The sequence below is a fragment of the Kitasatospora sp. NPDC058046 genome (assembly GCF_042885595.1).
In the GTDB taxonomy this organism is placed as follows: Bacteria; Actinomycetota; Actinomycetes; order Streptomycetales; family Streptomycetaceae; genus Kitasatospora.
Genome location: NZ_JBHVRS010000010.1, coordinates 92,121 through 117,536 on the forward strand (window position 1 = coordinate 92,121; position 25,416 = coordinate 117,536).

The 25,416-nt window shown below is 74.1% G+C and carries 21 protein-coding genes; 13 read left to right on the forward strand and 8 right to left on the reverse strand.

The features are described from left to right. The first annotated feature begins 31 nt into the window (after positions 1 to 31). Together ACFVU7_RS21395 and ACFVU7_RS21400 are read left to right on the forward strand one after the other, a co-directional pair. Positions 32 to 547, forward strand: a complete 516-nt coding sequence (locus ACFVU7_RS21395; protein ID WP_063780349.1) for a hypothetical protein — start codon at positions 32 to 34, stop codon at positions 545 to 547. A gap of 660 nt (positions 548 to 1,207) precedes the next feature. Continuing rightward, positions 1,208 to 2,614: a family 2B encapsulin nanocompartment shell protein gene (locus ACFVU7_RS21400; protein ID WP_074004908.1), complete on the forward strand. Its 1,407-nt coding sequence runs from the start codon at positions 1,208 to 1,210 to the stop codon at positions 2,612 to 2,614. An 890-nt stretch (positions 2,615 to 3,504) separates the two neighbouring features. Here the strand turns inward: ACFVU7_RS21400 and ACFVU7_RS21405 are convergent. Further along, positions 3,505 to 4,203 (reverse strand): hypothetical protein, encoded by a 699-nt coding sequence (locus tag ACFVU7_RS21405; protein ID WP_388046457.1) that lies wholly within the window; start codon positions 4,201 to 4,203, stop codon positions 3,505 to 3,507. Positions 4,204 to 4,443: 240 nt separating this feature from the next. Between ACFVU7_RS21405 and ACFVU7_RS21410 the strand changes: the two genes are divergently transcribed. Both ACFVU7_RS21410 and yidD read left to right on the forward strand, forming a co-directional pair. Then, the gene (locus tag ACFVU7_RS21410) at positions 4,444 to 5,211 is read left to right on the forward strand and encodes a DUF4239 domain-containing protein (RefSeq protein WP_049660896.1); all 768 of its coding nucleotides are present in this window, start codon (positions 4,444 to 4,446) and stop codon (positions 5,209 to 5,211) included. Positions 5,212 to 5,359: 148 nt separating this feature from the next. Further along, positions 5,360 to 5,917 carry a membrane protein insertion efficiency factor YidD gene (gene yidD / locus ACFVU7_RS21415; RefSeq protein WP_259317003.1) on the forward strand — a complete coding sequence of 186 codons (558 nt, stop codon included), beginning with the start codon at positions 5,360 to 5,362 and terminating at the stop codon, positions 5,915 to 5,917. Between the two features lie 112 nt (positions 5,918 to 6,029). Here the strand turns inward: yidD and ACFVU7_RS21420 are convergent, their stop codons facing one another. Continuing rightward, positions 6,030 to 8,384, reverse strand: a complete 2,355-nt coding sequence (locus tag ACFVU7_RS21420) for a glycosyl hydrolase family 18 protein (protein ID WP_388046459.1) — start codon at positions 8,382 to 8,384, stop codon at positions 6,030 to 6,032. Positions 8,385 to 8,686: 302 nt separating this feature from the next. On the opposite strand from ACFVU7_RS21420, the gene ACFVU7_RS21425 reads away from it, so the two are divergent. Then, positions 8,687 to 9,379 carry a class I SAM-dependent methyltransferase gene (locus tag ACFVU7_RS21425; RefSeq protein WP_388046460.1) on the forward strand — a complete coding sequence of 231 codons (693 nt, stop codon included), beginning with the start codon at positions 8,687 to 8,689 and terminating at the stop codon, positions 9,377 to 9,379. A gap of 95 nt (positions 9,380 to 9,474) precedes the next feature. Beyond that, the gene (locus tag ACFVU7_RS21430; protein ID WP_388046462.1) at positions 9,475 to 10,575 is read left to right on the forward strand and encodes a hypothetical protein; all 1,101 of its coding nucleotides are present in this window, start codon (positions 9,475 to 9,477) and stop codon (positions 10,573 to 10,575) included. On the opposite strand, the gene ACFVU7_RS21435 is transcribed toward ACFVU7_RS21430, so the two are convergent. Next, positions 10,572 to 12,815 carry a hypothetical protein gene (locus ACFVU7_RS21435; protein WP_388046464.1) on the reverse strand — a complete coding sequence of 748 codons (2,244 nt, stop codon included), beginning with the start codon at positions 12,813 to 12,815 and terminating at the stop codon, positions 10,572 to 10,574. The genes ACFVU7_RS21430 and ACFVU7_RS21435 overlap by 4 nt on opposite strands. A 411-nt stretch (positions 12,816 to 13,226) precedes the next feature. Here ACFVU7_RS21435 and ACFVU7_RS21440 point away from each other — a divergent pair, with 411 nt between their 5' ends. Then, entirely contained in the window at positions 13,227 to 13,814 is a 588-nt protein-coding gene (locus tag ACFVU7_RS21440) for a TerD family protein (protein ID WP_049656177.1), read from the forward strand. A gap of 241 nt (positions 13,815 to 14,055) precedes the next feature. Here the strand turns inward: ACFVU7_RS21440 and ACFVU7_RS21445 are convergent, their stop codons facing one another. After that, complete coding sequence (locus ACFVU7_RS21445; protein WP_310593228.1) at positions 14,056 to 15,516, reverse strand: lytic transglycosylase domain-containing protein; 1,461 nt, start codon at positions 15,514 to 15,516, stop codon at positions 14,056 to 14,058. A 490-nt stretch (positions 15,517 to 16,006) separates the two neighbouring features. On the opposite strand from ACFVU7_RS21445, the gene ACFVU7_RS21450 reads away from it, so the two are divergent. Both ACFVU7_RS21450 and ACFVU7_RS21455 read left to right on the forward strand, forming a co-directional pair. Beyond that, positions 16,007 to 16,417 carry a hypothetical protein gene (locus ACFVU7_RS21450; RefSeq protein WP_143204668.1) on the forward strand — a complete coding sequence of 137 codons (411 nt, stop codon included), beginning with the start codon at positions 16,007 to 16,009 and terminating at the stop codon, positions 16,415 to 16,417. A gap of 18 nt (positions 16,418 to 16,435) precedes the next feature. Next, positions 16,436 to 16,744, forward strand: coding sequence for a hypothetical protein (locus tag ACFVU7_RS21455; protein WP_147409350.1), 309 nt, complete (start codon positions 16,436 to 16,438; stop codon positions 16,742 to 16,744). A gap of 14 nt (positions 16,745 to 16,758) precedes the next feature. Here the strand turns inward: ACFVU7_RS21455 and ACFVU7_RS21460 are convergent, their stop codons facing one another. From ACFVU7_RS21460 to ACFVU7_RS21470, 3 genes are all read right to left on the reverse strand, one after another. Beyond that, a complete protein-coding gene (locus tag ACFVU7_RS21460; RefSeq protein WP_388046465.1) occupies positions 16,759 to 18,378 on the reverse strand; it encodes an alpha/beta hydrolase in 1,620 nt (539 codons plus the stop codon). A gap of 130 nt (positions 18,379 to 18,508) precedes the next feature. Next, positions 18,509 to 19,150, reverse strand: coding sequence for an NAD(P)-dependent oxidoreductase (locus ACFVU7_RS21465; protein ID WP_388046467.1), 642 nt, complete (start codon positions 19,148 to 19,150; stop codon positions 18,509 to 18,511). A 55-nt stretch (positions 19,151 to 19,205) separates the two neighbouring features. Beyond that, a complete protein-coding gene (locus ACFVU7_RS21470; protein WP_388046469.1) occupies positions 19,206 to 20,129 on the reverse strand; it encodes an EamA family transporter in 924 nt (307 codons plus the stop codon). Positions 20,130 to 20,240: 111 nt separating this feature from the next. On the opposite strand from ACFVU7_RS21470, the gene ACFVU7_RS21475 reads away from it, so the two are divergent. Continuing rightward, positions 20,241 to 20,738, forward strand: a complete 498-nt coding sequence (locus tag ACFVU7_RS21475) for a MarR family winged helix-turn-helix transcriptional regulator (RefSeq protein ID WP_388046471.1) — start codon at positions 20,241 to 20,243, stop codon at positions 20,736 to 20,738. 102 nt (positions 20,739 to 20,840) lie between these two features. On the opposite strand, the gene ACFVU7_RS21480 is transcribed toward ACFVU7_RS21475, so the two are convergent. After that, on the reverse strand, positions 20,841 to 21,719 hold the full coding sequence (locus ACFVU7_RS21480; RefSeq protein WP_388046473.1) for a methyltransferase domain-containing protein: 879 nt from the start codon (positions 21,717 to 21,719) through the stop codon (positions 20,841 to 20,843). Positions 21,720 to 21,748: 29 nt separating this feature from the next. Here ACFVU7_RS21480 and ACFVU7_RS21485 point away from each other — a divergent pair, with 29 nt between their 5' ends. The 3 genes from ACFVU7_RS21485 to ACFVU7_RS21495 all read left to right on the forward strand — a co-directional run bounded on the left by ACFVU7_RS21485 (position 21,749) and on the right by ACFVU7_RS21495 (position 25,349). After that, entirely contained in the window at positions 21,749 to 23,272 is a 1,524-nt protein-coding gene (locus ACFVU7_RS21485) for a PLP-dependent aminotransferase family protein (protein ID WP_388046474.1), read from the forward strand. A gap of 96 nt (positions 23,273 to 23,368) precedes the next feature. Beyond that, positions 23,369 to 24,580, forward strand: coding sequence for a glycoside hydrolase family 3 N-terminal domain-containing protein (locus ACFVU7_RS21490; protein WP_388046476.1), 1,212 nt, complete (start codon positions 23,369 to 23,371; stop codon positions 24,578 to 24,580). A 301-nt stretch (positions 24,581 to 24,881) separates the two neighbouring features. Then, a complete protein-coding gene (locus ACFVU7_RS21495) occupies positions 24,882 to 25,349 on the forward strand; it encodes a hypothetical protein (RefSeq protein ID WP_049656770.1) in 468 nt (155 codons plus the stop codon). Positions 25,350 to 25,416 lie beyond the last annotated feature (67 nt).

Sequence of the window (25,416 nt, forward strand, 5' to 3'; positions counted from 1 at the left end):
CCGGCGGAGGCGGGGCCTACGCTCCTTGGTCATGCGCAGAACACATCCGCGTCGCGCCGCGCTCGCCGCGTGTCCGGCCCTCGTCGTCGGTCTGCTCCTCTCCGCCGCCCCTGCCGCCCGGGCCGACGGACAACTGCCCCTCACGGCCGTCTCCGACAAGCAGACGACGGTCCGGGGGAGCGAGTTCACCGTCACCCTGACGCTCACCAACCCGTACGACACCCCGATCCAGTTCGTCTACCAGAGCGTCCAGGAGACCTACGCCACGAGTCTGGAGACCGGGCTGAAGTTCACCGCGACCGCCTGCGGCACCCAGACCAACGGGTGCAGTGACAACGTCCACGGCGGCATCGCCCGGTACAACGTCCCACTCGCCCCCGGTGCCAGCAGCGCCTTCACGGTGACGTACGCCGTCGCCCCCGATTCGGCCTGCGGTCCCGGCACCCGGATCGACCTCTACTCCTACCTGTACTACGAGTACAAGGGCGGTGAGGCCAACAACTCGGGCATCGTCGGCGTCCCCGGCACCCAGGTCGCCTGCGCCTGACCCGCCCGCCCCGACCGGCCTTCCTCACCGGCCTGGTCACCCGCCTGGTCCGCCTGACCCGAATGACCCGCCTGACCCGAATGGTCCGACCGGCCCACCGGTGTCATCGGCGGAGCACCACAGGCGCGCACCGTCCTCTCCGGCGCGGACGCCCACCGCGCACCCCCCGTTCACCCGTCAGGTGCCGGCCTCCCCCGTGCCGGCACCTGACGGGCCGTTCGCGTTTCCCGTGGTCGGCCGCGGGGAGCGGCGGTCGGAGCCCGGCGGCGCGCGGGTGTCCGAACCGCCGGGACGGTGCGTCGGGTTGACGCCGGACGGTGGTCTCCGGGCCGTCCGGCCGGGCCCCGACCGGGGTGGAAAGGCCGTTGGCCGCAGGGGGATCGCCGGGGCGAACGGATGTTCCCGGAGTTTGCGGGGAGATGGGGGCGGACCGGGCAAGATTCACCCTATCGGGGGGTAGTGAGCCTTCGTTCGGGCTCCGTCGGGTCCTGATGATCTAGGGTTCCGGGTGGGCCGCCGGGAGACGGTGGTCGCCTTCTCGCGTAAATCGCCAACGCCCCCACCGATAAACGGATCTGATGATCCGTCATGGCATGCGTCAGGGCGGGCCGCTGTGCCCCTGGACGTGTGACCCGATCACAGGAATGGAGAGCCCTGCCGATGACCGTGGACACGAGCCCGGAGGCAGTGCAGGCCAAGCAGCAGAGCCTTGCGACGGCTGCTGCCCGGAACCTTGCCACCACGACCAAGTCCGCACCGCAGATGCAGGAGATCACCTCCCGCTGGCTGCTCAAGGTGCTCCCCTGGGTCCAGGCGGCCGGTGGCGCCTACCGCGTCAACCGTCGGCTCACCTACGCCGTGGGCAACGGGGTGGTGGAGTTCATCAAGACCGGCTCCCAGGTCCGGGTGATCCCGGCCGAGCTGGGCGAGCTGGCCCTGCTGCGCGGCTACGAGGACGAGGACGTCCTCACCGCCCTGGCCGACCGCTGCCAGCAGCGGGACTTCGGCCCCGGCGAGGTGCTCACCACCCAGGGCGAGGCCGCCGACAAGATCTTCCTGATCGCGCACGGCAAGATCAACAAGATCGGCACCGGCAAGTACGGCGACGACACCGTGGTCGGCGTGGCCGGCGACGGCGACCGCTTCGGCGACGACGCGCTGCTGAACCCGGACGCCGTCTGGGAGTTCACGGCCAAGACCGCCACCTCCGGTGTCGCCCTGACGCTGACCCGGGCGGACTTCGCCGCCATCCGGGACAACGCGCCCAGCCTCCAGGAGCACCTCCAGGGCTTCCTGGCCCTGCCGCTCCAGGCGCAGAACGAGCGCGGCGAGGCCGAGATCGCCATGTCGGCCGGCCACCACGGCGAGTACGAGCTGCCCGGCGCCTTCGTGGACTACGAGCTCAAGCCGCGCGAGTACGAGCTGAGCGTCGCGCAGACCGTCCTGAAGGTCCACACCCGCGTCGCGGACCTGTACAACCAGCCGATGAACCAGACCGAGCACCAGCTGCGGCTGACGATCGAGGCCCTGCGCGAGCGCCAGGAGCACGAGATCGTCAACAACCCGGAGTTCGGCCTGCTCAACAACGCCGACTTCGACCAGCGCATCCAGACCCACTCCGGCCCGCCCACCCCGGACGACCTGGACGAGCTGCTCAACCGCCGCCGCGACCCCGATTACCTGCTCGCCCACCCGCGGACCATCGCCGCGATCGGCCGGGAGTTCAACGCCCGCGGGCTGTACCCCACCCACGTCGACCTCGGCGGGCAGCAGGTGCCGGCCTGGCGCGGGGTGCCGATCCTGCCGTGCAACAAGATCCCGATCACCAAGGAGAACACCAGCTCGATCCTGGTGATCCGTACCGGTGAGGACAACCAGGGCGTCATCGGCCTGCACCAGACCGGCCTCCCGGACGAGTACCAGCCCTCGCTGTCGGTCCGCTTCATGGGCATCGACGAGAAGGCGATCATCTCGTACCTGGTCAGCGCCTACTACTCGGCCGCCATCCTGGTGCCGGACGCGGTCGGCGTGCTGGAGAACGTGGAGATCGCCCACCGCCGCAGCTGAGCGCGCAGAACGGTGAGCGCGGGCCGTTACCGGTCGGCTCGATGATCGTTTGACCTGATGACGGACGGCCCGCCCCCTGAAGGCGGGCCGTCCGCCTGACCGTGTCTGATCACTTCTGGTCGTACCCGATGGAACTTCCGTCGGGAACGCGACCGTACTCGACCTTTCCGCCCGTTCCGTCCGTCCGGCCCGTTCCTTCGCGGCCGGTCGGCCCGAGCCCGTTCCGTCCTCCCCGGACGATCCGAGAGGTGTGTGGAGCCCATGCCCCAGCGTCGGCAGATCTGCCGGATACCGTCCGGCGTCGCTGGGGGTGCGGCCCCCGGGCGGCGGGTACGGCTGATCGGCGCGGCGGCCGGCGTGGTCGCGATCTGCGCGCTGGTCGGCGGTGCGACCGCGTCCGGCGCCGGGCATCCCGGGGGGTACCCGCACGGCCCGGTGGTGGACATCTGCGTGTGCGACGAGACCGACCTCTCGATGTCGGTGCGGCCGGGCGGACAGGTGACCGTCGGCGTGGACGTGGACGTGGACGTCCAGGTCGGCGCCGCGCCGGGCGTCGGCCCGGGGCACCACGGGCCCAAGCCCCCGCACGGGCACCACCCCTGCCGCACACCCAAGCCCGCCCCGAAGCCCACCGCGCCGCACTTCCCCTCGCCCCAGTTCCCCTCGGCGCACGTCCCGGCGCCGTCCGTCTCGGCGCCGTCCTTGTCCTCGCCGCCCTTCTCCTCGCCCTCGCGTCCGGCGGGGCTGCGGAGCGAGCCCGGACGGCCGGTCGAGGGGCAGGGTGGCCCCGGGCAGCTCGGGCCGGGCCACGACGACGGCGATGACGACGAGTACGACGACGGGTACGGCGACGACGAGTACGGCGACCACGGCTGGCACCACCATCACCATCACCACCACCATCCGTGCCCGAGCCCCAGTCCGAGCCCGAAGCCCACACCGAGCCCGACGCCGACCCTCACCCACACGCCCAGCCCGACGCCCACTCCGACGCCAACTCGGACTCCGACCCGCACCCCCACACCGACCGCCACGCCGTCGCCGACTCCCACGCCGTCGCCGACTCCGAGCCCCACGCCGAGTCCGAGCGCGAGCCCGAGTCCCACGCCGAGTCCGAGCGCGAGCCCGAGTCCCACGCCGAGCGCGAGCCCGAGTCCGAGCCCTACCGCCACGTCGTCGCCGACCTCACCGTCCCCCAGCCCGACGCCGTCCCCCAGCCCGTCGCCCGCGTCGCCCGCACCTTCGGCGTCCCCGGCTCCTTCGGTCCCGCCCTCCGTGCCGCCGTCGGCACCCGCACCGGGGCCCTCCCCGGCCGCCCCCGCGCCGGCGACCCCGGCCCCGGCGGCGCCCGCCCCCGCACAGGCCCCGCCGCTCCCCGTTTCGGCGGCTCCCGCGCCGGCGGTCCCGAGCCCGGCCGCGCCCGGTCCGGCGGCCCCCAGCCCCGCGGCCTCGCCGAGTTCGGCCCGTCCGAGCCCGCTGTGGCCGACCCCGTCGGCGCAGCCGGTGTTCCACGCCCCCAGGGCGAAGCCCGCGCCCATGGCCCGGCAGCACCAGGGCACCTCGATGACCACCATGCTGCTGGTGATCATGGTCCCCGGTGTGCTCGCGGCGGCGGCCCTGCGCCCGGGCCGTGGTGGCCGAGGACGCGGCGGCCGTTCGGGCCCGTCCTGACCGTCCCCTGACGGCCCGCCGACCGGTTCCCGGTCGGCGGGGGCCCGTCCTACCGCCCGGTCCCGAACCGAACCGAACCCGAGCGGGCCGAAGCGGTCGGGGGCCGCCCCCTTGAGCTTTCCGTTCCGTCACAAGCCAAGCCAGAGAAGGGAGTTCCCATGTCCGAGTGGGTGGCGTTGATCATCGCCATGGCGTCGGCCTGTGCCGTCGTGATGGCGGTGGTGGTGCTGAGGCAGCGCCGACCGATCGAGGAGAGTGCCGACGAGACCCCGGATGTCATCGAGTACATCACGATGATGATCGGGGTGGTCTACGCGATCGTCCTCGGTCTCGCCATCGCGGGTGTCTGGGAGGCGCGCGGCGCCGCCCAGGACGACCTGTTCCGCGAGGCGCAGTCGCTGCGCGAGATCAGCGACCGTGCGGTGATCTACCCGGCGGAGTTCCGCGACCAGGTCCGGGCCGACGTGGACACCTACGTCTCGTACGTGGTGAACACCGAGTGGTCCTACATGCAGGAGACCGGTGGCATCACCGAGAAGGGCGACCAGCTGCTCCAGAAGCTCCAGAACGACATCGCCACCCGCTCGCCCGCCTCCGACCTGGAGTCGCAGGGCTACCAGCCGATCATGGACCGGGTCAGCCAGGCGTCCGAGTCCCGCAACTCGCGCGGACAGAACGCCGGGCCGACGATGCCCGGGGTGGTCTGGTTCGGCCTGATCGGGGGTGCGGTGGTGACCGTCGGCATGCTCTTCGCGCTCCAGATCCGGCGCACGCCGAGGGAGTTGACCCTGGCGCTCTGCTTCAGCGTGCTGATCGCCTTCCTGCTGTTCATGATCTGGGACTTCGACAACCCCTTCTCCCGGAGCGTCTCGGTGACCACCCAGCCGTTCGAGGACCTCTTCCCCTCGCTCAACCTCGGCGGCTGAGCCGGTCTCCGGCCGCTGCTCGCCGGTCGCGGGCCGCTGCTTGCGGGCCGCCGGCCGCCGGGCGGATCCGGGCAGATGATCTTCGGATAATCTTGCCCGGATCGTCGGGGGTCGGCCCCCGGCGGAGAGAACGAGGAGATCGTCAGCAGTGTCCGACCCGACGCCGGATCTCGGCGCCCACTTCCCGCCGGCCCGCCCGGAGCGCGCCTGGTGGTGGCTGCCCGCCTCGGAACGGCTCCGGCGGAAGAAGCAGCGGCGGGCCTGGGAGGACTACCGGGAGCGCTACCGCAAGGAGGACCACGCCAAGGCCCAGCGGCGCAAGCGCGCCCGGGACGAGGGCGCGGACTGCTGCGTCGACGGCTGCTGCGAGTTCGCCGACCCCTGCCTGATCGCCCTGATCCCGGTGATGATGGCCTCCGGCGTCCGGTTCGCCCTCACCGGGGCGCGCGGTCGCCGGGCGGCCGATCCGTCCGCCCCAGCCCCGCGCGGGTTCGCGGCCGGGGTGCTGTACGGCGCGGTGCGCTACTACCGCGCCGAGGTCAGCCCCCGCCGTCCGGCCTGCTGCCCGTACACGCCGTCCTGCTCGACCTACGCGGTGCGGGCGCTGCACCGGCACGGTGCGCTGCGCGGGGCCCGGCTGACCGCCGGGCGGCTGCTGCGCTGCCGCCCGGGCGCGGGCGGGGCGGACCCGGTGCCGCCGCGCTGAGCCGCGGCCGGCCGGGTCGCGATGGCCGAGCCCGGGACGGGAAGACCGCGGATGGCCCGCGCGGAGTCTCCGCGCGGGCCATCGCTCATTCCTGACGAAGCATGACGAAACGTCAGCGAAGGCTGCTGTCCATCGAGTTGAGCATGGTGCCGGAGGCGTCGTCGTTCTCCAGGGAGAAGGCGAACAGCCCGCCCAGGCCCTTGGCCTTGGCATAGGCCCCGCGCGCCTGGACGGCCTGCGGGGTGTCACCGGTCCAGAAGTTGGTGCCGTCGTAGACCCAGCTGCTCTCGGTGACCGGGTCCCAGTGGGTCTGGGCCGCGGTCGGGTTGAGCTCCTTCCAGGCGGCCAGGCCGGCCTCCTGGCTCAGCGGCTTCTTCGCCGTCGGGCCGGTCGCGCTCTGGTACAGGCCGTAGTTGGAGCCGGCCGGGACGCCGGTCCAGCCGCGCCAGTAGAACGGGATGCCCAGCACGATCTTGTTCGCGGGGAAGCCGCCGGGGATGCCGTACTCGGGCAGGCCGGTGGTGTACGCGGCGAGCGTGGTGTCCACGTTGTACTTGCGGGTGCCCGGGGTGATCGGCGTGGTCGGGTCGGCCGGGCTGTCGTGCAGCGGGTCCTGGTGGTTGGTCGGGCCGGTGGCGTCCCACGCGCCGTGCATGTCGTAGGACATCACGTCCGCGTAGTCCAGGTAGGCGCCGATCTTGTCGGTCTCCAGCTGGGCGACCTTGTCCTGGCCGCTGGGCAGTGCGGCGGTCAGCAGGTAGCGCTTGCCCTGGGCGGCGCCGAGGGCGTCCAGCTGGGTGCGGAACTCCTTGAGCAGCAGCGTGTAGTTCTGCTTGTCGGCCGCGGAGTAGTGGTTGCCGGTGTGGCCGCCGGCCGAGCCCGGGTACTCCCAGTCGAGGTCCACGCCGTCGAAGAGGCCCGCCGCCGAGGCCGCGCCGCCGGAGGCGTCACCGGCCACGCCGGTCGGCAGGTTCCCCTTGAGGAACATGTCGACGCACGAGGAGACGAAGGCCTTGCGGGAGGAGTCGGTGGCCGCCGCGTCGGAGAAGTACTTGGAGTACGTCCAGCCGCCGATCGAGATGGTGAACCGCAGGTTCGGGTACTTGGCCTTCAGCTGGCGCAGCTGGTTGAAGTTGCCCTTGAGCGGCTGCTCCCAGGTGTCGCTGGTGCCGTCCACGCTGGTGGCGGAGCTGTAGTCGGCCTGGTAGTCGGCGTAGGCGTCGCCCGCGCCGTCACCGGCGTTCGGGTTGGACTCGTTGGCCGAGTCGGAGGCCTTCACCGCCTGGAAGCAGGTGAACTTCGTCGGGTCGATGTTGGCGAACGCGTAGTGGACGACGTCCAGCTTGCCCGCCGCGCCGCTGGTGTCGACGTTCTTGGCGTTGTACGCGTTCTCGTAGACGCCCCACTGGTCGAAGTAGGCGGAGCGGATCGGCTGCTGGGCGGGGGCGGCCGCGGTCGTGGTGCTCACCGGCGCGGACTGGGCGGAGGCGTGGCTGCCGGAGTAGCCCTGGACGCTGAAGGTGTAGCTCCTGCCCGGCAGCAGCGAGCTGACCGCGACGGAGGTGCCCATCGAGGTGGCGACCAGCTGGCCGTTGGACCACACCTTGTAGGCGACCGGGCCGTCGCCGCTGGTGAGGGTGGACGGCTGCCAGGTGAGCACCACCGCGTTGGAGGTGGTCCTGGTGACCGCGAAGCCGGTCGGGGTGGTGACCTTGCCGTCCCCGGCCGGGCCGCTCGCGGTGGCCGTCGGGGTCGGGGTGGTGGTCGTGGGGGTGCCCGTCGGGCTGCCGGTCGCCGTCGGGCTCCCGGTGGGGCTGCCGGTGGCGGTGGGGCTCGCGGTGGCCGTCGGGCTGGCCGTGGCGGTCGGGCTGCCGGTGGCCGTCGGGCTGGCGGACGAGGTGGGGCCGGCCGGGCCGGTCAGCGTGAGGTCGTCCGCGTAGTAGGTGCCGGTGCCGTACCAGCCGTGGGTGAAGACCGTGACGGAGGTGGTGGTGGCGCCGGTGGTGAAGGTGGTGCTCAGCTGGTTCCAGCCGGTCGCGCCCGGCGTCCAGGCCGAGGAGTTGACGCCGGTGCCGGTGGCGCCCAGGTAGACGTAGCTGCCCTGCACCCAGCCGGCCAGGGTGTACGTGGTGTTCGGCTGGACGGTGACGGTCTGCTGGCACTGCGCGGTGTCGCCGGCCGAGGCGGCGCCGGCGAGCGCGCGGCTCCCGCCGTGCACCGGGGTGGTGACGACCGAGCCGTTGGAGCAGGTCCAGCCGGCCAGGGTGCCGGTCTCGAAGTCGCCGTTGGTCAGCAGGTTGACCGGGGCGGCCGAGGCGGAACCGAAGGTGAGGGCGATGGCGGCGCCGCTGGTGGTCAGCGTGGCGGCCAGGGCCAGTGCGGTGGCTCTTCTGCGCTGGGCGGCCCGGCGGTCGGCGCGCTCCCCGGCGGGGTGGGCGGGCCGTGCGGGCGTGACGCGGTCGTGCATGCGGTGGGTCCTCCGGATGTGTGGGGGGTTCCGGCGGTGCGGTGGCCCGGGACGGGCCGAGGGGAGCCGGCCCGGGCGCGGTGGGGGCGCGCGGGCTGGTGACGCGTGCTGACGAGCGGTGTGCGGACGAGCGGAGTGCGGACGCGACGGGCGGCCGACCCGTGCACGTCACGACTGAACAGATTGGACTGGACCAATATTCGCCGTCAAGGGTGTCCGCCCGCTGGACCGTTCCCTGCCGGGTCGGCGGCGGCCCGGTAGGTTGGCCGGTACGAGCAGGCCCGTCGAACGGAGGACGCGCGATGGACAGCCAGGACTGGGACGACCGCTACGCCGCGAGCGAGCTGGTGTGGGGTGCCGCGCCCAACCGGTGGGTGGTCCGCGAACTGGCCGGGCGCACTCCCGGCCACGCGCTGGACCTGGCCGCCGGAGAGGGCCGCAACGCGATCTGGCTGGCCGCCCAGGGCTGGGAGGTCACCGGACTGGACTTCTCCGCCGTCGCCCTGGAGCGCGCCGAACGGCTCACCGCCGAGCTGCCCGACGAGGTCGCCGACCGGCTCACCTGGCGCCACGGCGACGCCCGCGCCTACGAGGCCCCCGCCGCCGGCTACGACCTCGTCCTGGTCGCCTACCTGCAGATCCCCGCCGCGGAGCGCCGGGCCGCGCTGCGCCGCGCCGCCGACGCGCTCAGCCCCGGTGGCACCCTGCTGGTCATCGGGCACGACCTGAGCAACCTCACCGAGGGGGTCGGCGGCCCGCAGGACCCGGCCGTGCTCTTCACCCCGGAGGACGTCCTGGCGGACCTCGCCGACCGCGGGCTGCGCACCGTCCGCGCCGAGCGGGTGCACCGGACGGTCGGCGGCGAGCCGGGCCACAAGGGCGCTGCGGGCGCCGGGAGTGGCGAGAGCGCCGAGCGTGTCGAGGGCGCCGAGGCGAACGAGGGCGGCCGGGTCGCGGTGGACGCGCTGGTGCGGCTGGAGCGGAGCGGCGGGTGACGGGCGGGGGCGCCGGCGGGGCCTGCCGGACGGCTGCGCCCTGATCCGCCTGGCGGCGTACGACAATTGACGACTCGTCAACTAGCTTGTGGGGCATGAGGACTCGCATGCTCCCGGCGGTCTTGGCTGCCGCCGTGCTCCTGGCCGGCTGCGGCAGCTCGGGCTCCGGTTCCGAGGAGGAGCCGGCGCCCGGACCGACGGGTGCGCCGTCGGCCGGCGGGTCGTCGACCGGCGCGGCCCCGACCGGCGCGGCCCCGAGCGGCACCTCCCCGAGTGGGGCCGAGCGCCGCGCCGACGGTGCCCGGCTGCTCTACCGCGCCGGGGGCGGCCACAGCGCGCAGAACCCGGCGTTCGCCCCGGACGGCCGCTCGGTGCTGCTGACCGAGTTCAGCGGGGGCTACAACAAGGGCGCCGCCGCCCTCGGCGTCCTGCCGTTGGACGGTGGCGCGCCGCGCACGGTGTTGGAGGATCCCGACAAGGCGGCCGTCAACCTCCCCGGCAGCAGCTGGAACGCCGCCGCCGACGCCTTCGCCTTCGCCACCGACCGGGAGTCCGGGCACGACGAGGTCTGGCTGATGAAGCCGGGCGGCGCCCCCGAGCGGGTGACCAGCCACGCCGACGGCAGCGGTTACAGCGAACCGAGCTTCTCCCCGGACGGCGAGTGGATCGTCTTCCAGCAGAGCTGGGAGCCGGAGCACGCCGCGGTGCACGGCGACGCGGCCGAGCAGGACTCGCTCTGGAAGGTCCGCCGCGGCGGCGGCGCGCCCGTCCTGCTGGTGGACGGCCGGGGCACCGGATCCGACAACCGGCAGCCGAACTGGTCCCCGAAGGGCGACCGGATCGTCTTCCAGCGGCGGAGCGCGGGCCGCGAGGACTGGTCGCTGTGGACGGTGGACGCGGACGGCGGCGGACTGCGGCGGGTCACCGACGCGCCGGGCGAGCACACCGACCCGAGCTGGTCCCCGGACGGCCGCTTCCTGGTCTTCTCCTCCAACCTCGGCGACCTGCCGAACGCCCAGGTCTTCGTGGTGGACGCGGGCGGCGGCACTCCCGTCCGGGTGACCCGCGACGACACCGCCTACGACGGCGCGCCGAGCTGGTCCCCGGACGGGCAGTGGATCGCCTTCGAGTCCGCCCCGGGCGGCGAGGCCAACCCCGCCGCCCTCTGGCGCATCCAGGCCCCTGGAAACCGCTAGGCGGTGGTGATCGTCACCACCGAGTACTGGGCGACGGTCAGCGGCACGCTGACCGTCGCGCCGGTGACGGTGTACGGGACGGCCTTGGGCGCCGGGTCGGTGCCGTCCGGGCTCGCGACGGTGACGGCGGTGACGCCCGCCCCGGCCGGGAGGGCGTAGGAGAGCGTGCAGTTGGCGGGTGCGCTGTGGAACGCCGCTGGGGTGTCGCCGAAGTTGGTGAAGTTCACCAGGTGGACGACGGTGTCGGCGCCGAGCCGCCGGGCGTCCAGGAAGATCCGGCGGTCCCCGGCGAGGGTGACCGCCGGCGGGGCGGCCTGCTGGACGGCGGTGAGCAGCTGGTCCGCCGAGGCCTGGTCGGTCTTGGTGAGGTAGCTCAGCCCGGGCAGTGCCTTGACGTACCAACAGCTTCCGCTGCCGTAGGAGTTCCGCTTGCCGGTGGGAAGCGGGTCGGCCTTGCGCAGGCCGAGCACGTCGGAGAGCGCGAACTCGGTGCGCTGGCCGCCGAGTTCGTCCAGCGCGGTGGGTGCCGGTCCGGTGATCACGATGGTTCCGCCGGCCGAGACGAAGCCGCGCAGCAGCGCCGCCTCGGTGTCCGAGACCGCCTGGAGGTTGGGCAGCAGCAGCACCTTGAACCGGGCCAGGTCGTCGGCGGTCAGGCCGGGGCTGGACACCGTGTCGAACGGGACGTGGGCGTAGACCAGCGCCTTGACGGTTCCCCGGAACTCGCCGAGCCAGGGGAGCGAGGCGCAGCTCATCTGCGGGTCGTCGCCGCCCCACCAGTCGGCGATCCCGGCCGGGGCCTTGGCGTTGACGTACATCCCGTTGCCCTCGCCCGGGGCCACGTAGTCCCGGGACGGCGCCGAGTGGTAGACGCCGACCTGCGCGATCGAGGCCGGGTCGTAGAGCTTCGTCTGGTTGGTGCGCACGAAGCGGTACATCCGGGTGCGCATCGCGGCGTCCACGGTGTCGTTCTTGAACGGGGTCTTCACCTCGTACGGGTTGCAGCCGGCCGCGATCAGCTGGGACATCACCAGCGAGGCGTCGTCGGCCTGCCAGCCGTAGGAGAACGCCCAGGCCGGCTTGGTGCCGCTGGCGGCGCGGGCGTACTTGTACATGGAGATCAGGCAGACCCAGTCGGAGGCGGTGGCGTGCCGCATGCCGTCGTAGTTGCCGAGGATGTCCACCTCCCAGACCTGGCTGACGGCGCCGGGGGCCTGGCGCAGGTAGCCGCCGTCCAGGCCGATCGAGGTGGCGTAGCGGTAGTCCATCGACACGGTCTCGACGAAGGTGACCAGGTCGGGGTTGACCGAGCGGCCCGCGTCGGCGATGTCCAGCTGGAACTGGAGCAGGTTGCGGTGGCGCCACTCGACGTAGCGGCGGAAGACCGGGTCGGCGAAGTTCGCGGCCGTGGGCAGGGCGAGGCCGGTGTCGGCCTTGAACGCGGCGGCGCCCCAGGTGGAGGCGTCGCACCAGGACTGCACGCCGTCGAAGTAGATCGGGACGTCCGGCCAGATGCCGTCCACGCCGGTCGCGGCCACGCCCTTGATCCGCTTGAGGTAGTAGTCCCGCCAGGGCGAGTTGGGGCTGAGCCAGACGCTCTCGTCGCCCGGGTCGACCCAGACCACCACGCTGCCGTAGAACACGTTGGGCTTGCCGGCGAGGTCGCGCTGGACCCAGTTCTTGCCCTGGTCGTTCTTGTAGAAGGAGCGGCCCTTCTCGCCGCCGGGGGAGATCAGCTCCAGCGACGGGTAGTACATGACGACCTTGAGGCCGGCGGCGTGGGCCAGGCCGGTGAACTGCTTCACCTCGGCCATGTGCGCGGCGAACTGGGCGTCGGTGAGCCAGTCGGAGAGCAGGGTGTCCAGCTCGATGACGCTGACCTCCTGCGCCTTGAGGGCGTCCACGGCGCTCTGCATGTCGGCGGGCTCGTTGAAGGTGCCGTCGGCGATGCGGGCGTAGCGGGCCCAGTCCGGCCAGGTCTGCGCGGCGGTCCCGGGGGCGGCGGCCAGGTGGGAGGTGGGCCACTGGCCCTGGTACTCCGAGTTTCCGTAGTCCTCGGCCGCGGCCGGTGCGGGCGGCGGCCCGGCGGCCCAGGCGGCGCCGCCGTTCAGCAGCCGGACGGTGGCCAGCGCGCCGCCGGCGCCGAGGCCGGCCCGGAGCAGTCTGCGGCGGCCGAGGCGGGATCCCCCCGGGCGTTCGGGGGTGGTGTGCTGTTCGGTTCCTTCGTGCTGCTCGGGCATGGTGGTCCCCCCAGCGTGAGCGGGCCGGCGCGGGTCGGCCTGGCCCGGGAACGGTCGTGAGCACTGCGAGTGGTGAGCACGGTGGATCGTGGGCACTGCGAGTGGTGAACACGGTGGGTCGTGGGCACGGTGGATCGTGGCGTACGGCGATCGGTGCGCGGACGGCGCGCCGTGGTTGCCGGCGGCGGTCCCGGGGCCGACCCTAGACCGTGCGCCGCCCCGGTCGTCCGGTCGCGGTCCACGGCTACGCCAGACGTCTGACCGCCGGTTCCCTCAGTGTGCGGACCGTTGTCGGGGTGAGGTCCGGGGGAGTTCGGGGTAGGGGTGCTCGCAGGGCGCCGTCGATGATCATAAATTCTCTACAGTGCTGTAGATTCGCGGCACGGGCGGTGGCAGAACGAGGAGGACGCGATGAGCGTTTCGCTGGCCAAGGGACAGAAGATCAGCCTGGAGAAGCCGGGCGGTGGACAACTGAGCCTGGTCCGGATGGGCCTCGGCTGGAAGGCGGCGGAGCGCAAGGGCTTCTTCGCCAAGCTGCTCGCCGCAGGCCGGGAGATCGACCTGGACGCCTCGGCGGTGCTGTTCGCCCAGGGGCGTCCGGTGGACGTGGTGTTCTTCCAGCACCTCAACAGCAACGACGGCTCGGTCCGGCACAGCGGGGACAACCTGGTCGGCGGCGCGGGCGACGCGACCGACGACGAGTCGATCACGGTCGACCTGACCGCCGTCTCCGCCGAGGTCGACCAGATCGTCTTCACCGTCAACTCCTTCACCGGGCAGACCTTCCAGGAGGTCGAGGCGGCCTTCTGCCGGCTGGTGGACGAGACCACCGGCGTCGAGCTGGCCCGCTACACGCTCACCGCCGGCGGCCCGTACACCGCCCAGGTCATGGCCAAGGTGCAGCGCACGGCCACGGGTTGGCAGATGACTGCGATCGGCCAGCCCGCCAGCGGGCGGACCTTCCAGGACCTGATGCCGGAGCTGGTGAAGCACCTCTGATTCGCTGCGGCGGGTGCCCGGCGCTGCGGGCGTCAGTGGACGTCGCGGCGCCGGAGCCCGGCCGGGGCCGTTGCGCGCGGGGAGGAATCCGTTGATCGGGGCGGGCCGTGGTTCGGCGAACGCCGGCCGTCGCCCGGCGCTTCCGGGTGGTCGGGGCGGACAACGGCGCGGCCGTGAGGCAGTGACCGGCAGCGCCGGTTGAGCGGGGCGCGGTTCCTCAGGAGGAACCGCGCCCCTTTGCTCACTTCGTCGGGGCGGCCGACGGCGAGAAGGCGGCGCTGGGAGTGGTGCTGGGCGCGCCGCTCGGGGTGTCCGTCGCGGTCGGGGTGGGGGTGGGGCAGCCCGGGAGGGGCGTCGCCGTCGGGGTGCCGGTGGGCGTGGCGGCCGGGGACGGGGAGCCCGTCGGGGTGGGCGTGCCGGTGGGGGTGGCCGTCGGGTCCGGGCAGCTGGTGGGCGTACCGGTCGGGGTACCCGTGGGCGTGCCGGTCGGAGTCGTGGTGGGCGTGCCGGTCGGCGTCGCCGTCGGGGAGGCGCCGCCGCTCGGGGTGGTCGTCGGTGTCGCCGACGGCGAGGTCGAACCGCCGGGCGTGGGCGTGGCGGTGGCGCTCGGGGTCGTCGTCGGCTGGGGGCTCGGCGACTGGTCCGGCGTCGGCGTGACCGGTGCGGGCGGCTGCGGCTCCGTGGTGGGCGTGCCGCCGGTGCCCGTGCCCGAACCGCCGGTGGGCAGGCCCGGGAGGTACGGCGAGGGCAGCGGGGCGGGCGGCACCGGGGAGCCCGGACGGTTCGGGACGGTGGTCACCGTGCCGCTGCCGTAGTGCGCCATCCAGTTGCGCACCGTCCGCAGGTACTCGCCGGAGTTGTTGTAGCTGAGTATCGCCCGGTCGAGCTGCGCCGGGTCGGCGAGGTCGCGTCCGCCCGCGCACAGGTAGCGGCCGGCGCTCTCGGCGGCGTCGAAGATGTTGTTCGGGTCGGCCTTGCCGTCGCCGTTGGCGTCCACGCCCCAGGAGGCCCAGGTGGAGGGGATGAACTGCATTGGCCCGACGGCGCGGTCCCAGCGGGCGTCGCCGTCGTAGCGGCCGCCGTCGCTGTCGGGTATCGCGGCGAAGCCGTTGCCGTCCAGGGCCGGGCCGAGGATCGGCGTCAGCGTCGTGCCGGCGGCGTCCACCTGGCCGCCGTTGGCCTGGCCGGACTCGACCTGGCCGATCGCGGCGAGCAGCTGCCACGGCAGGTGGCAGCCCGGCGAGCGCTGCGCCAGCGAGGCCTCGGCCTGGCGGTAGGCGGCGAGCACGGTGGCGGGCAGCGCGGGGCCGGTGGCCGCGAACGGGCCGGCCGAGGGCAGGCCGGGCAGGGTGCCGGGAGGCTGCGGGAGCTGGACGGTGCCGCCGCCGTCGGCCGGCACGCCGGTGCCGAAGGTGCCGGGGAGGTCCGTCGAGGGGCCGCCGCCGGGCAGGTAGCGGCCGGCGCCCTGATCGGCGGCGCCGTTCGCCGGACCGGCGTCGGCGACCGCGGCCGGGGCGAGCCCGATGCCCGTCACCTGAGAGCCGGTCAGCGCGGCCAGCGCGGCGAAGGCCGCCGCCGTCCCCGTGACCCGCTTGCCTATCCGGACCTTCCGCCCGTCCTTGGCCTTGCCGATCCGCACCGTCATCCGCTGCCCCTCCCCGTTGCCGTCCGGACCCTTCCGGAACGGTTGAGCTGTCGTCATCGTGCCCGTCCAGCCGAGGACCGGGCCCGCCGCCGCCACGATTAGTATCACGACGATCTGACAGGGACAGGGTGACCGGGAGGCGGACCGGAGCCCTCCGAGGGGTTAACTCGGCACCTCAGCGGGGGTGCGGCCGGGCGCCGTGCCGTCCGGCCGCCTGTGCCGCCTTCCGCTTCCCGACCGCGACCCGGCGGCAACTCCCGTTCCGGTACGGAGAGTTGACTGTGAGGCCAACACCGGTGGGACGGGCGCTCCCGGGCGCCGGACCGGCGGTTCGGGGCACGGGGGTGGTGCGTCCGCGGCGTTTCGGGCCCCCCGGCGCCGCCCGCTGCCGCCCCTGCTGACCTGCTGGAACGTCGGAGGGCGTCGGTGGCGCCACTACCAGGAAGGACGTCGGGACGCCAGGGCGCGACCCCGACTCGGCCCTGGACGGGTGACGTTCTGGTGAAAATGGGCATGCCAGGAATGACTGCCCGGCATGCTGTGCCGCGTGATGATGCGGATGGAGGTCCAGACCGTGAGCCCGAACCTGCCGGAGACCCTCGCCGAGGGGACGGTCGTCCTGCCGGCTCCCCCTCGGGTGGTGGACGACCTGGCCCGTGACCTGACCCAGGCCGCCGCGGCCGTCCGGGCGGTGTCGCGCACCCGCCGCTCCGGTGGGGACGTCGCGGTCGCCGCGTACACCGCCGTGGTGTGCACCGGGCGGTCCCCCGCCGGCGTCCTGGAGGAGGCCGCCGCCTGGTGTCGGCAGGCCCCCGAGGCCGAGGTGCACTCGCTGGCCTGGGCGCGGGTGCCGGGACACCGCGAGGACGTCCACGAGTACCGCGTCACCATGGCCGTCAGCTTCCCCGACGACGAGACCGGCGAGCACGTCGGGGACACCCACCACGCCTACCGCTGACGCCGTATCATCGCCCTCATGACCGAGGGGGGTACGAACGAGATGACGAAGGACCCGACCGCCGACCCGGACGGCACGGCCGCGGGGGAGCACGCCGACGGCCCGCGGGAGCTCTCACGGGCCGCCGCCGTCGTGGTCACCCTGCTCGCGGCGCTGTCCGGCGCCGCGGTCCTGCTGGCCGTGTTCCACTGGCTGGGGTGGGGCGTCCCGTGGGTCGGCTGGATCGTCGCCAAGGCCGGGATCAAGCTCGCCGTCGGAGGCTTCGCCGGGCTGGCCGTCGGCTTCGCCTGGCTCCGGGGCAGACTGCGGGCGCGGCCCCGGAACTGACCGGGCGGCCGGTCTCAACCGGCCTGCGGGGAGGGGCAGGTGAGGTCGCGCCCCGGTGCGGTGCCGTCCAGCAGGTAGCGCTCGACCACCGCGCTGACGCAGGTGTTGGACGTGGGGTACTGGCCGTGGTCGCCGCTCCCGGTGACGGTGACCAGCCTGGAGCCGCGCAGCGCGCGGTGGGCGCCGAGCGCCGCCTCGTAGTAGGTCGCTGGATCGTGCACCGAGTTGAGCATCAGCGTGGTCGGCAGGTGGGCGCCGGTCACCGTGACCTTGGGCGCCGGGGCGACCGGCCAGGCGGCGCAGACCGCGCTGAAGGCGAGCGTCCGGGCCCCGGCCAGCGGCCAGCGGGCGGTGTTCTCGGCGCCGCGCTCGATCCAGCTGCCCAGGTCCCTGGTCCACGGGGTGTCGTTGCAGGTCACCGCGAAGTACTCGGCGAGGAACTCCGGGCTGAGGTAGCTGTTGAAGGCCTTCGCGGCCGCCGCCCTGGTCGCCGGAGCGGCGCCCTGCCAGTCGTCGACGGTGGCCAGGATCCCGGCCAGGTCGGGGAAGTTGGCCGCCCGGTAGATCGCCGACATGGTGAGGCTGTCCAGCTGGTTCGGGCCGATCGTCACCGGGCCCTCGACGATGGGGGAGTCGTGCAGCGCGGCCCGCCGCTGCTCCCAGTGCGCCCGCACCTGCTCCGGCGTGGCGCCCCAGTGGTAGGTGGCGTCCCGGGCCGCGAGCCAGGGCACGAAGTCCTCGTCGAAGCGGCGCTGGAAGCTCATCGGCTGGCCCAGCTCGAAGGCCTCCCAGGTGCCGTCGAAGCCGATGTTGCTGTCCAGCACCATCCGTTCGACCCGGTGCGGGAAGAGCGTCCCGTAGTAGGCGCCGATCATGGAGGCGTAGGACGGGCCGTAGTAGCTGAGCCTGCGCTCGCCGAGCAGGCCGCGGAACAGGTCGATGTCGTGGGCCGTCTGCTCGGTGGTCAGATAGGGGAGGAGGTCCCCGCTGCGCTCCTGGCAACCGGCGACCAGCTTCTTCGAGTTGGCGATGACCCGGTCGATCGCGGCGGGGGACTGGTCGCGGTAGTCGCCGGCCAGGAACTCCTGGAACTCCTCCGGGGTCTGGCAGACCGCCTTGGTGCTCTCGCCGACCCCGCGCTGGTCGAAGCCGACGACGTCGTACGCGGCGCCGAGCGCCGGGGCGGCGCCGGCCAGCCCGGCCGGGCGCAGCAGGCCCGAGCCGCCGGGGCCGCCGGCCGCCATCAGCAGGGTGCCCTTGCGCTTGGCCGGGTCGGTGGCGCGGTGCCGGGAGACGGCGATGGTCAGGTCGGCCCCGACGCCGGGGTGGTGCCAGTCGCGCGGGGCGGTCATGGCCGCGCAGTCCAGCGCGGGCTGCTGGGCGCAGGGCTGCCAGTTCAGGCTCTGGTGGGTGTATCGGGCGGGCGCCGGGTCGGCGTCGCCCGGGTCGCGGCCGGTGGCGGCCCCCGCGGTGGCGGGCGCCGCCAGGCCGGCCAGCACGGCGGCGGCGACGGCCAGCACGGCACGGCGGCTGCGCCGGGCGCGCCGCGGGGCGGTCTCGGCGGGCCGGCTCCCGGCCTTGTTCCGGGTCTGGTTCTGGTTCTGGGCCGGGGTCTTGGTCACGGTCTCGGTCACAGGAACGATCATGTCCGGCCCCGGTCTGACGATCGATCACCCCCACTGCCGTCTTCGGGGTGGTGCTGAGTACACCCCCGCCGGGGCGGGGGTGCCAGGGCCTCGGGTGGTCAGGTGGATGGGCAGGTGGTCAGTAGGCGGCGGTGAAGCGGGACCGGCGGTGGGCGGGCCGCTCGGTCTCGTCGAGGAGTGCGACGGCGAGGTCCTCCATGGAGATCGCCGAGGTGCCGTCGGCGTCGACCAGCAGCTCGTCGCGGCCGGTCCGGAACCGGCCGGTGCGCACGCCGGGCTCCAGCAGCGCGGCCGGGCTCAGGTACGTCCAGTCGGTGTCCGGGCCGGCGGCGCGGTAGAGGTCGAGCTGCTCGCCGCAGGCCAGGGCGATGGGCCGGATCGCGTCGGGGAAGCCGGGGCTTTCGACCAGGGTGGTCCCGCCGCCGCCCGGGACGAGCAGGCTGCCCGCGCCGCCGACGGCCAGCAGCCGCACGCCGGTGCCGGCGATCCCGGCGAGCAGGCCCTTGGTGGCGATGGCCAGCTCGTGCTCGCTGCCGGGCACCGGGCGGGTGGCGGTGACCACCACGTCCTGTCCGGCCGCGATCCGGGCGACGTCCTCGGGCGTCCGGGCGTCGCCGACGACCAGGGTGACGGCGGACGGCAGGTCGTGCGGTTTCGCCGGGTCCCGTACGACGGCGGTGACGTGGTGGCCGCGGGACAGGGCCTCGGCCACGACCCGGCGGCCGACGTTGCCGGTGGCGCCGAACACGGTGATGCGCATGGGGTACTCCCTGGAGGTGGTGGGAAAGGGGTAGGAACGGTGGGGTGGGGCGGGGTCAGGCGTTCTCGCGGACGGGCCGCGGGGCGGCCGTCGGCCCGGCTCCGGGTGCGGACTCCGGTGCGGTGCGCGGCCGTTGGACCTGGGCGGCGAGCAGCGAGCCGAGCACGACCAGGGCGCCGAGCGCCTGGAGCGGGCTGAGGTCCTGGCCGAGCGCCAGCCAGCCGAGCAGGGTGGCGACGACCGGGCTGAGCAGGGCGAGGAAGGAGACCGAGGTCGGCGGCAGCGCGCGGAGCCCGCGGAACCAGAGCACGTAGGTGACGGCCGCGCCGATCAGGCAGAGGTAGGTGTAGCCGAGCACGTTGGCGAGGCTGTAGTGGGACGGTGGGGCGCCCTCGGTGAGGAGCGTGACCGGCACCAGCAGCAGTCCGCCGGCGGTGAGCTGCCAGCCGGTGGTGGCGAGCATCGGGGCGGGGGAGGCCCAGCGCTTGGAGAGGACGATGCCGGCGGCCATCACCACGGCACCGCCGAGCGCGGCGACCACCCCGACCGCGTCCAGCTCGGCGTCGGCCCGCAGTACCAGCAGGCTGACGCCGGCGACGCCCGCGATCCCGGCCAGCACGGTGCGCAGGGTGAGCCGGTCGCCGAGGACCAGGGCCGAGAGCCCGGCGGTGACCAGGGGTTGGACGGCGCCGACGGTGGCGGCGATGCCGCCGGGCAGACGGTAGGCGGCGATGAACAGCAGCGCCTGGAACACCCCGATGTTCAGCGCGCCGAGGATCAGCGAGCGCCACCACCAACTGCCCTGCGGCAGACGGCGGGTGAGGGCGATCAGGAGGAGTCCGGCGGGCAGGCAGCGGATGACGGCGGCGAGCAGCGGGCGCCCGGGTGGCAGGAGTTCGGTGGTGACCAGGTAGGTCGTGCCCCAGACCGCCGGGGCGAGGGCCGTCACCAGGACGAGGGCGAGGCGATTTCTTAGCACTAAGGCAATGTATCTCAGCGCTAAGGCATTCTTCACCGCATCGAGTGAGTGACATGGCTCACGGTTACCTCAGCGCTAAGGAATGTGGTCGGGATCGCCTACCCTGAACCCGTGGCAGATCATGTGGACCGCGTCGTCGCGCAGTGGGGCACCGAGCGCCCCGACCTGGACGTCTCCCCGATGGAGGTGTTCGGCCGGCTCAAACGCCTCTACCGGCTGGTGGACACGGAGCTCAACCGCACCTTCGCCGAGCACGGGCTGGACGCCGCCTCCTTCGACGTCCTCGCCACTCTCAGGCGCAGCGGCCCGCCCTACCGCCTCACCCCCACCGGCCTGATGCGGTCCGCGATGGTCACCTCCGGCGCCATCACCCAGCGGCTGGACCGACTGGAGGCGCGCGGACTGGTCACCCGCGCCCGCAGCGACCAGGACGGCCGTAGCCGCGAGGTCGCCCTCACCCCCGAGGGCCGGGACCTGATCGACCGCGCGCTGCCCGACCACCTCGCCACCGAGTACCGCATGCTGGCGGGCCTCGACGAGGCGCAGCGGACGGCGCTCGTCGAGGTGATGCGCACCCTGCTGGCGGACCTCGGGGACAGCCCGGAGTAGTGCCCGGCTCCCCGGCGGGCCCCGCGGGCGCGATCGTGACCCCCGTCCACGACCCCGCCCGCGGGGCCCGCTCCGGCAGGAGCAGGTCCCGGCAGGCCCGCGCTACGGCCGGACCGCCACCGCCTTGAAGAAGGTGTAGTGGAACGTCCCGCCCGGCTCGGCCGCGCGGCGCAGCTCCGCGATGCCCCGGTCGAAGGCCTCCGGGGTGCTCAGTCCGGCCTCCAGCGCCTCGGCCCGGACGGCCTCGACCATCGCGACGAAGGTCCGGCGGGTGAAGCCCTCCACCAGGGCGGGCCGGGCGTCGTCGGCGTAGACCGTGCGCGGGCGGACCGTCACCCGCGCGAACCCGGCCTCCGTCAGCAGCGGGTGGAGGCGGCGGCCGAGCAGGCCGTCGCCGCCCGCCCGGGCCTGCAGCCGGACCAGGTGGTCGACGGTGCGGCGGGCCGCCGGGGTCTCCGGGTGGAAGAGCGCCGAGCCGTGGTCGCCCTCGATCACGGTGATCGTCCCGCCCGGCCGCAGCACCCGGCGCAGCGCCGCCAGCCCGGCGGCGGGGTCGGTCAGGTGCTCCAGCACGAAGCAGAGGAAGACGTGGTCGAAGGAGCCGTCCGGGAACGGCAGTCGGTGGAGGTCGCCGTGGTGCCAGGTGACGTCCGCGGCGGGTGCCTGCGCGGCCACCCGGGAGCGGGCCTGGGCCAGCGAGTCCGCCGAGAGGTCGGCCGCCGTCAGCCGCACGCCGGGGCTGGCGGCCAGCAGGTGCACGGTCTGCGCCCCCACCCCGCAGCCGGCCTCCAGCACCCGGCTGCCCGCGGGGTAGGCCGTGCCGGCGTGCAGCAGTTCGGCGAGGGTGTCGGCCTGGTCGCCGAGGCGCCGGGCCTCGGTCTCCGAGTAGCCGTGGACGTAGTCGGGGCCGTGGTCGGGGCCGTGGTCGAGCCCGTGCTCCGGCGCCGCCGCGTTCGCGGGCGCCGTCGTTTCCGTGGTCATGGCCCCACCCTCGCCGCCACTATGGTCCGGTGAACAGGTCCAAAGCCGAGGCATCCGACCGGTCCAAAGAGGCCGGCGCCGACTTCCTCGAGCTCGACACCGCCGAGGCCCCGCCCGGCGGCCTCACCGACTGGCTCGCCCGCCGGCTGCGCGAGGCCGTCGCCGACGGGCGGCTCCCGGTCGGGGCCCGGCTGCCCGCCGGCCGGGTGCTGGCGGCCGAACTCGGCGTCTCCCGCGGGGTGGTGACCGACGCCTACCGGCGCCTCGCCGAGGAGGGGCAGGTCGCTGGCCGCGGGCGGGGCGGCACAGTCGTGGTCGCGGCCACCGCCGTACCGGTCACGGCCGCCGTCGTACCGGGCGAGGTGCCCGCGGCGCGGCCGCCCCGCCAGGTGCCCGCGCTGTTCCGGGACGACCCCGACCCCGAGGTCTTCGAGCAGCTGCGCGGTGCCCCCGCCAGGATCGACCTCACCCCCGGCGTGCCCGACCTCGCGGCCTTCCCCCGCGCCGCCTGGCTGCGCGCCGAACGGGCCGTCCTCGACGGCCTCGCCGCGTCCGACCTCGGCTACGGCGACGTGCGCGGCACCCCGGCCCTGCGCCGGGCCGTCGCCCACTGGCTGGCCCGCAACCGGGGCATCCGCGCCGACCCCGACGAGGTGCTGATCGTCGCCGGTACGGCCCAGGCGCTCGCCCTGCTCGGCCGCGCGCTCGGGCGGGCGGGCATCGACGAGGTCGCGGTGGAGGACCCGGGCTCGGTCGGCGTCCGGCAGCACCTCGCCCACTGGCTCGCCGCCACCCCGCCCGTCCCGGTCGACGCCGAGGGCGTCCGGGTCGACGCGCTGCGCGCCACCGGCGCCCCGGCCGTCCTGCTCACCCCCGCCCACCAGTTCCCGACCGGTGTCGTGCTCGGCGGCGAACGGCGCCGCGAACTGCTGCGCTGGGCGGCGGAGGGCGGCCTGGTCATCGAGGACGACTACGACGCCGAGCATCGCTACGACCGTCCGCCCGTCCCGGCCCTGCGGGCGGTCCTGCCGGATCGGGTCTGCTACGCGGGCAGCGTCTCCAAGCTGCTCGCCCCCGCGTTGCGCACCGGCTGGCTGCTGGTCCCGGACCGGCTGCGGGACGCCGTCCTGGAGGCCAAGCGGTTCGCCGACCTCGGGAACCCGGTGCTGCCCCAGCTGGTCCTCGCCCGGCTGATGGAGTCCGGCGACCTCGACCGGCACCTGCGGCTGCTGCGCCGCCGCCACCGCCGCCGCCGGGACGCGATGATCGACGCCATCCGCACCCACCTGCCGGGGGCCACGGTGCACGGCGCGGCGGCCGGCCTCCACCTGATGCTGACGCTCCCGGAGGGATGCGGCCGTACCGATACGGGGTTGGCCGCCGCCGCCCTGGCGGAGGGGGTCAAGGTGCAGCCGCTGTCCTGGCACGCCCGGCTGCCGCACCCGCCCGGCCTGGTCCTCGGCTACGCGGCGGGCTCGGTGTCCGAGATCGCCGAGGGTGTGGCCGTCCTGGGCCGGCTGGTCCGCGGAGAGGTGTCACCTCGCGGAGATTGAGTCGGATTATCGGATGAATACGGTGTATGGGGGAATGCCGCGCCGCACCCCTGGGTACGTTGACATGCCGAAGTCACCTGTCGACCGGGAGGCGTGATGGCCCTGTTCCGAAGTGTCGCCCAGTTCGGGGTGGTGCTGGCCGTCATGGGCGCCGCGCTCGGGCCGGTGCCGCTCGGCTCGCCCGCCCCGCCGCGCGGTGCCCCGAGCGCTCCGGGTGCCCCGGGCGCTCCGGGTGCCCCGGGCGCTCCGGGTGCCCCGGGCGCACCGGACGAGAGGACCGCGGCGATGGCCGGCCTGGCGCAGGAGGATTCCCGGGTGCTCGCCGGGCGGCGGGTCGTGCTGTCGTACCCGGGCCCGATACCGTCGGCCACGACGCTCCAGGCGATCCGGGAGGGCCGGGCCGCCGGGGTGATCCTGTTCGGTGAGAACATCACCAGCCCGGAGCAACTCGCCGAGGCCATAGCCGAGTTGAAGCAGGCCGCCGCCGAGGCGCCGCATCCGCGCCCGCTGCTGCTGATGACCGACCAGGAGGGCGGCAAGGTCCGCCGGCTGCCCGGTGCGCCCGAACTCTCCGCCCGCCGCGTCGGGTTGGCGGCGAACCCGGTCGCCGCGGCGGCGGAGTCCGGGGCCGGCGCCGCCCGGACCCTCACCGACGCCGGGCTGAACCTCAACCTCGCCCCGGTGCTCGACGTCTACGACACGCCGGACAACTTCATCGACCACTCCGAGCGCTCCTTCGGCCAGGACCCGGCCAAGGTGGCGGAGTTGGGCAGCGCCTTCCTCACCGCCCAGCAGGGCCTCGGCGTGGCCGCGACCGCCAAGCACTTCCCCGGTCTCGGCGCCGCGCCCCGGGGCGCGAACACCGACGAGAGCCCGGTCACCCTGAACGTCCCGCTGTCGCAGCTCCGCGCCCGCGGCGAGGCCCCGTACCGGGCGGCCATCGCGGCGGGCGTGCGCCTGGTGATGGCCTCCTGGGCGGTCTACCCGGCGCTGGACCCGGACCACCCGGCCGGGTTCTCGCACGCGATCATCCAGGGCGAGCTGCGCGGCCGGCTCGGCTTCGACGGCGTGACCGTCACCGACGCCATGGAGGCCGCCGCGCTCGCCCCGTACGGCGGCCCCGGTGACCGCGCGCTGGCCGCCGCGGCGGCCGGGATGGACCTGATGCTCTGCTCCGGGCGGGACCCCCGGCAGGGCGAGGAGGCCACCGAGGCGCTGGCCGCCGCCCTGGACGACGGCCGCCTGGACCGGCACGCCTTCAGCGAGGCGGTGGTCCGGGTCGACGCCCTGCGCGGCTCGCTGGGCTGAGCCGGCGGCGGCTCGGCGGCGGCTTCGGCGGCGGCTTCGAAGGCGGCTCCGGGGGCGTTCGAAAACGGTTCACCCGGGCTCCACGCGGGCGTCCCCTGGACGGGGGCGCCCGTTCGACTGTCCAGCGCTGATTGCGCCATCGAAGGTTCAGTTTCGGTCGACACCTGACTTCCGAGGGTAAATCCGCCTCATGGCCGAGGAATCGCATGTCAAAGTTTCTGTCGTGGGCCTATGAAATGTCATATGTACCACGTCACCTGTTCCCAGTCCGTCCTCATACCCTCCGAAGGAGGAGGCACCGATGAACCGCATGAGTCGCGCCACCTGGATCGCCGCCGGCGCCGTCACCCTGCTCGCCGCCCCCGTCCCGGCCATCGCCGCGACCCCGGCCGCCGCCACCACCACCGCCACCGTCACCACCTGCGGCTACTCCAGCCTGCAGGCCGGCCTGGCCACCTACGCCTGCGCCGACGTGACGGGTGACAGCGTCGCGGTCTACGGGAAGATCGGCCTGGCCGGCCCGCCGTCCCCGGGCACCCCGTGGCCGCCGGCGCCGAAGGAGCTGGTGACCCACCTGTCGGCCAACGTGACCGGCGGGGCCTCGCTCGGCACCGTGAACGGCCGCACCGTGTTCCAGGTCTCCACCGTGCGGGTCGACGGCATCTCCAGCACGGTGCCGTGCGGGTCCACCGTGCACGTCTCCTTCGACGTCGAGGGCTTCTGGAGCGGGCAGGTCCCGGCCACGGTCGATGTGCCTGTAGTCTGCTGACGGCTCATCACCATGACTGCCGAGCCCGGGAGTTGGCAGCGTCCCGGGCTCGGCTTTCGTATGCCCC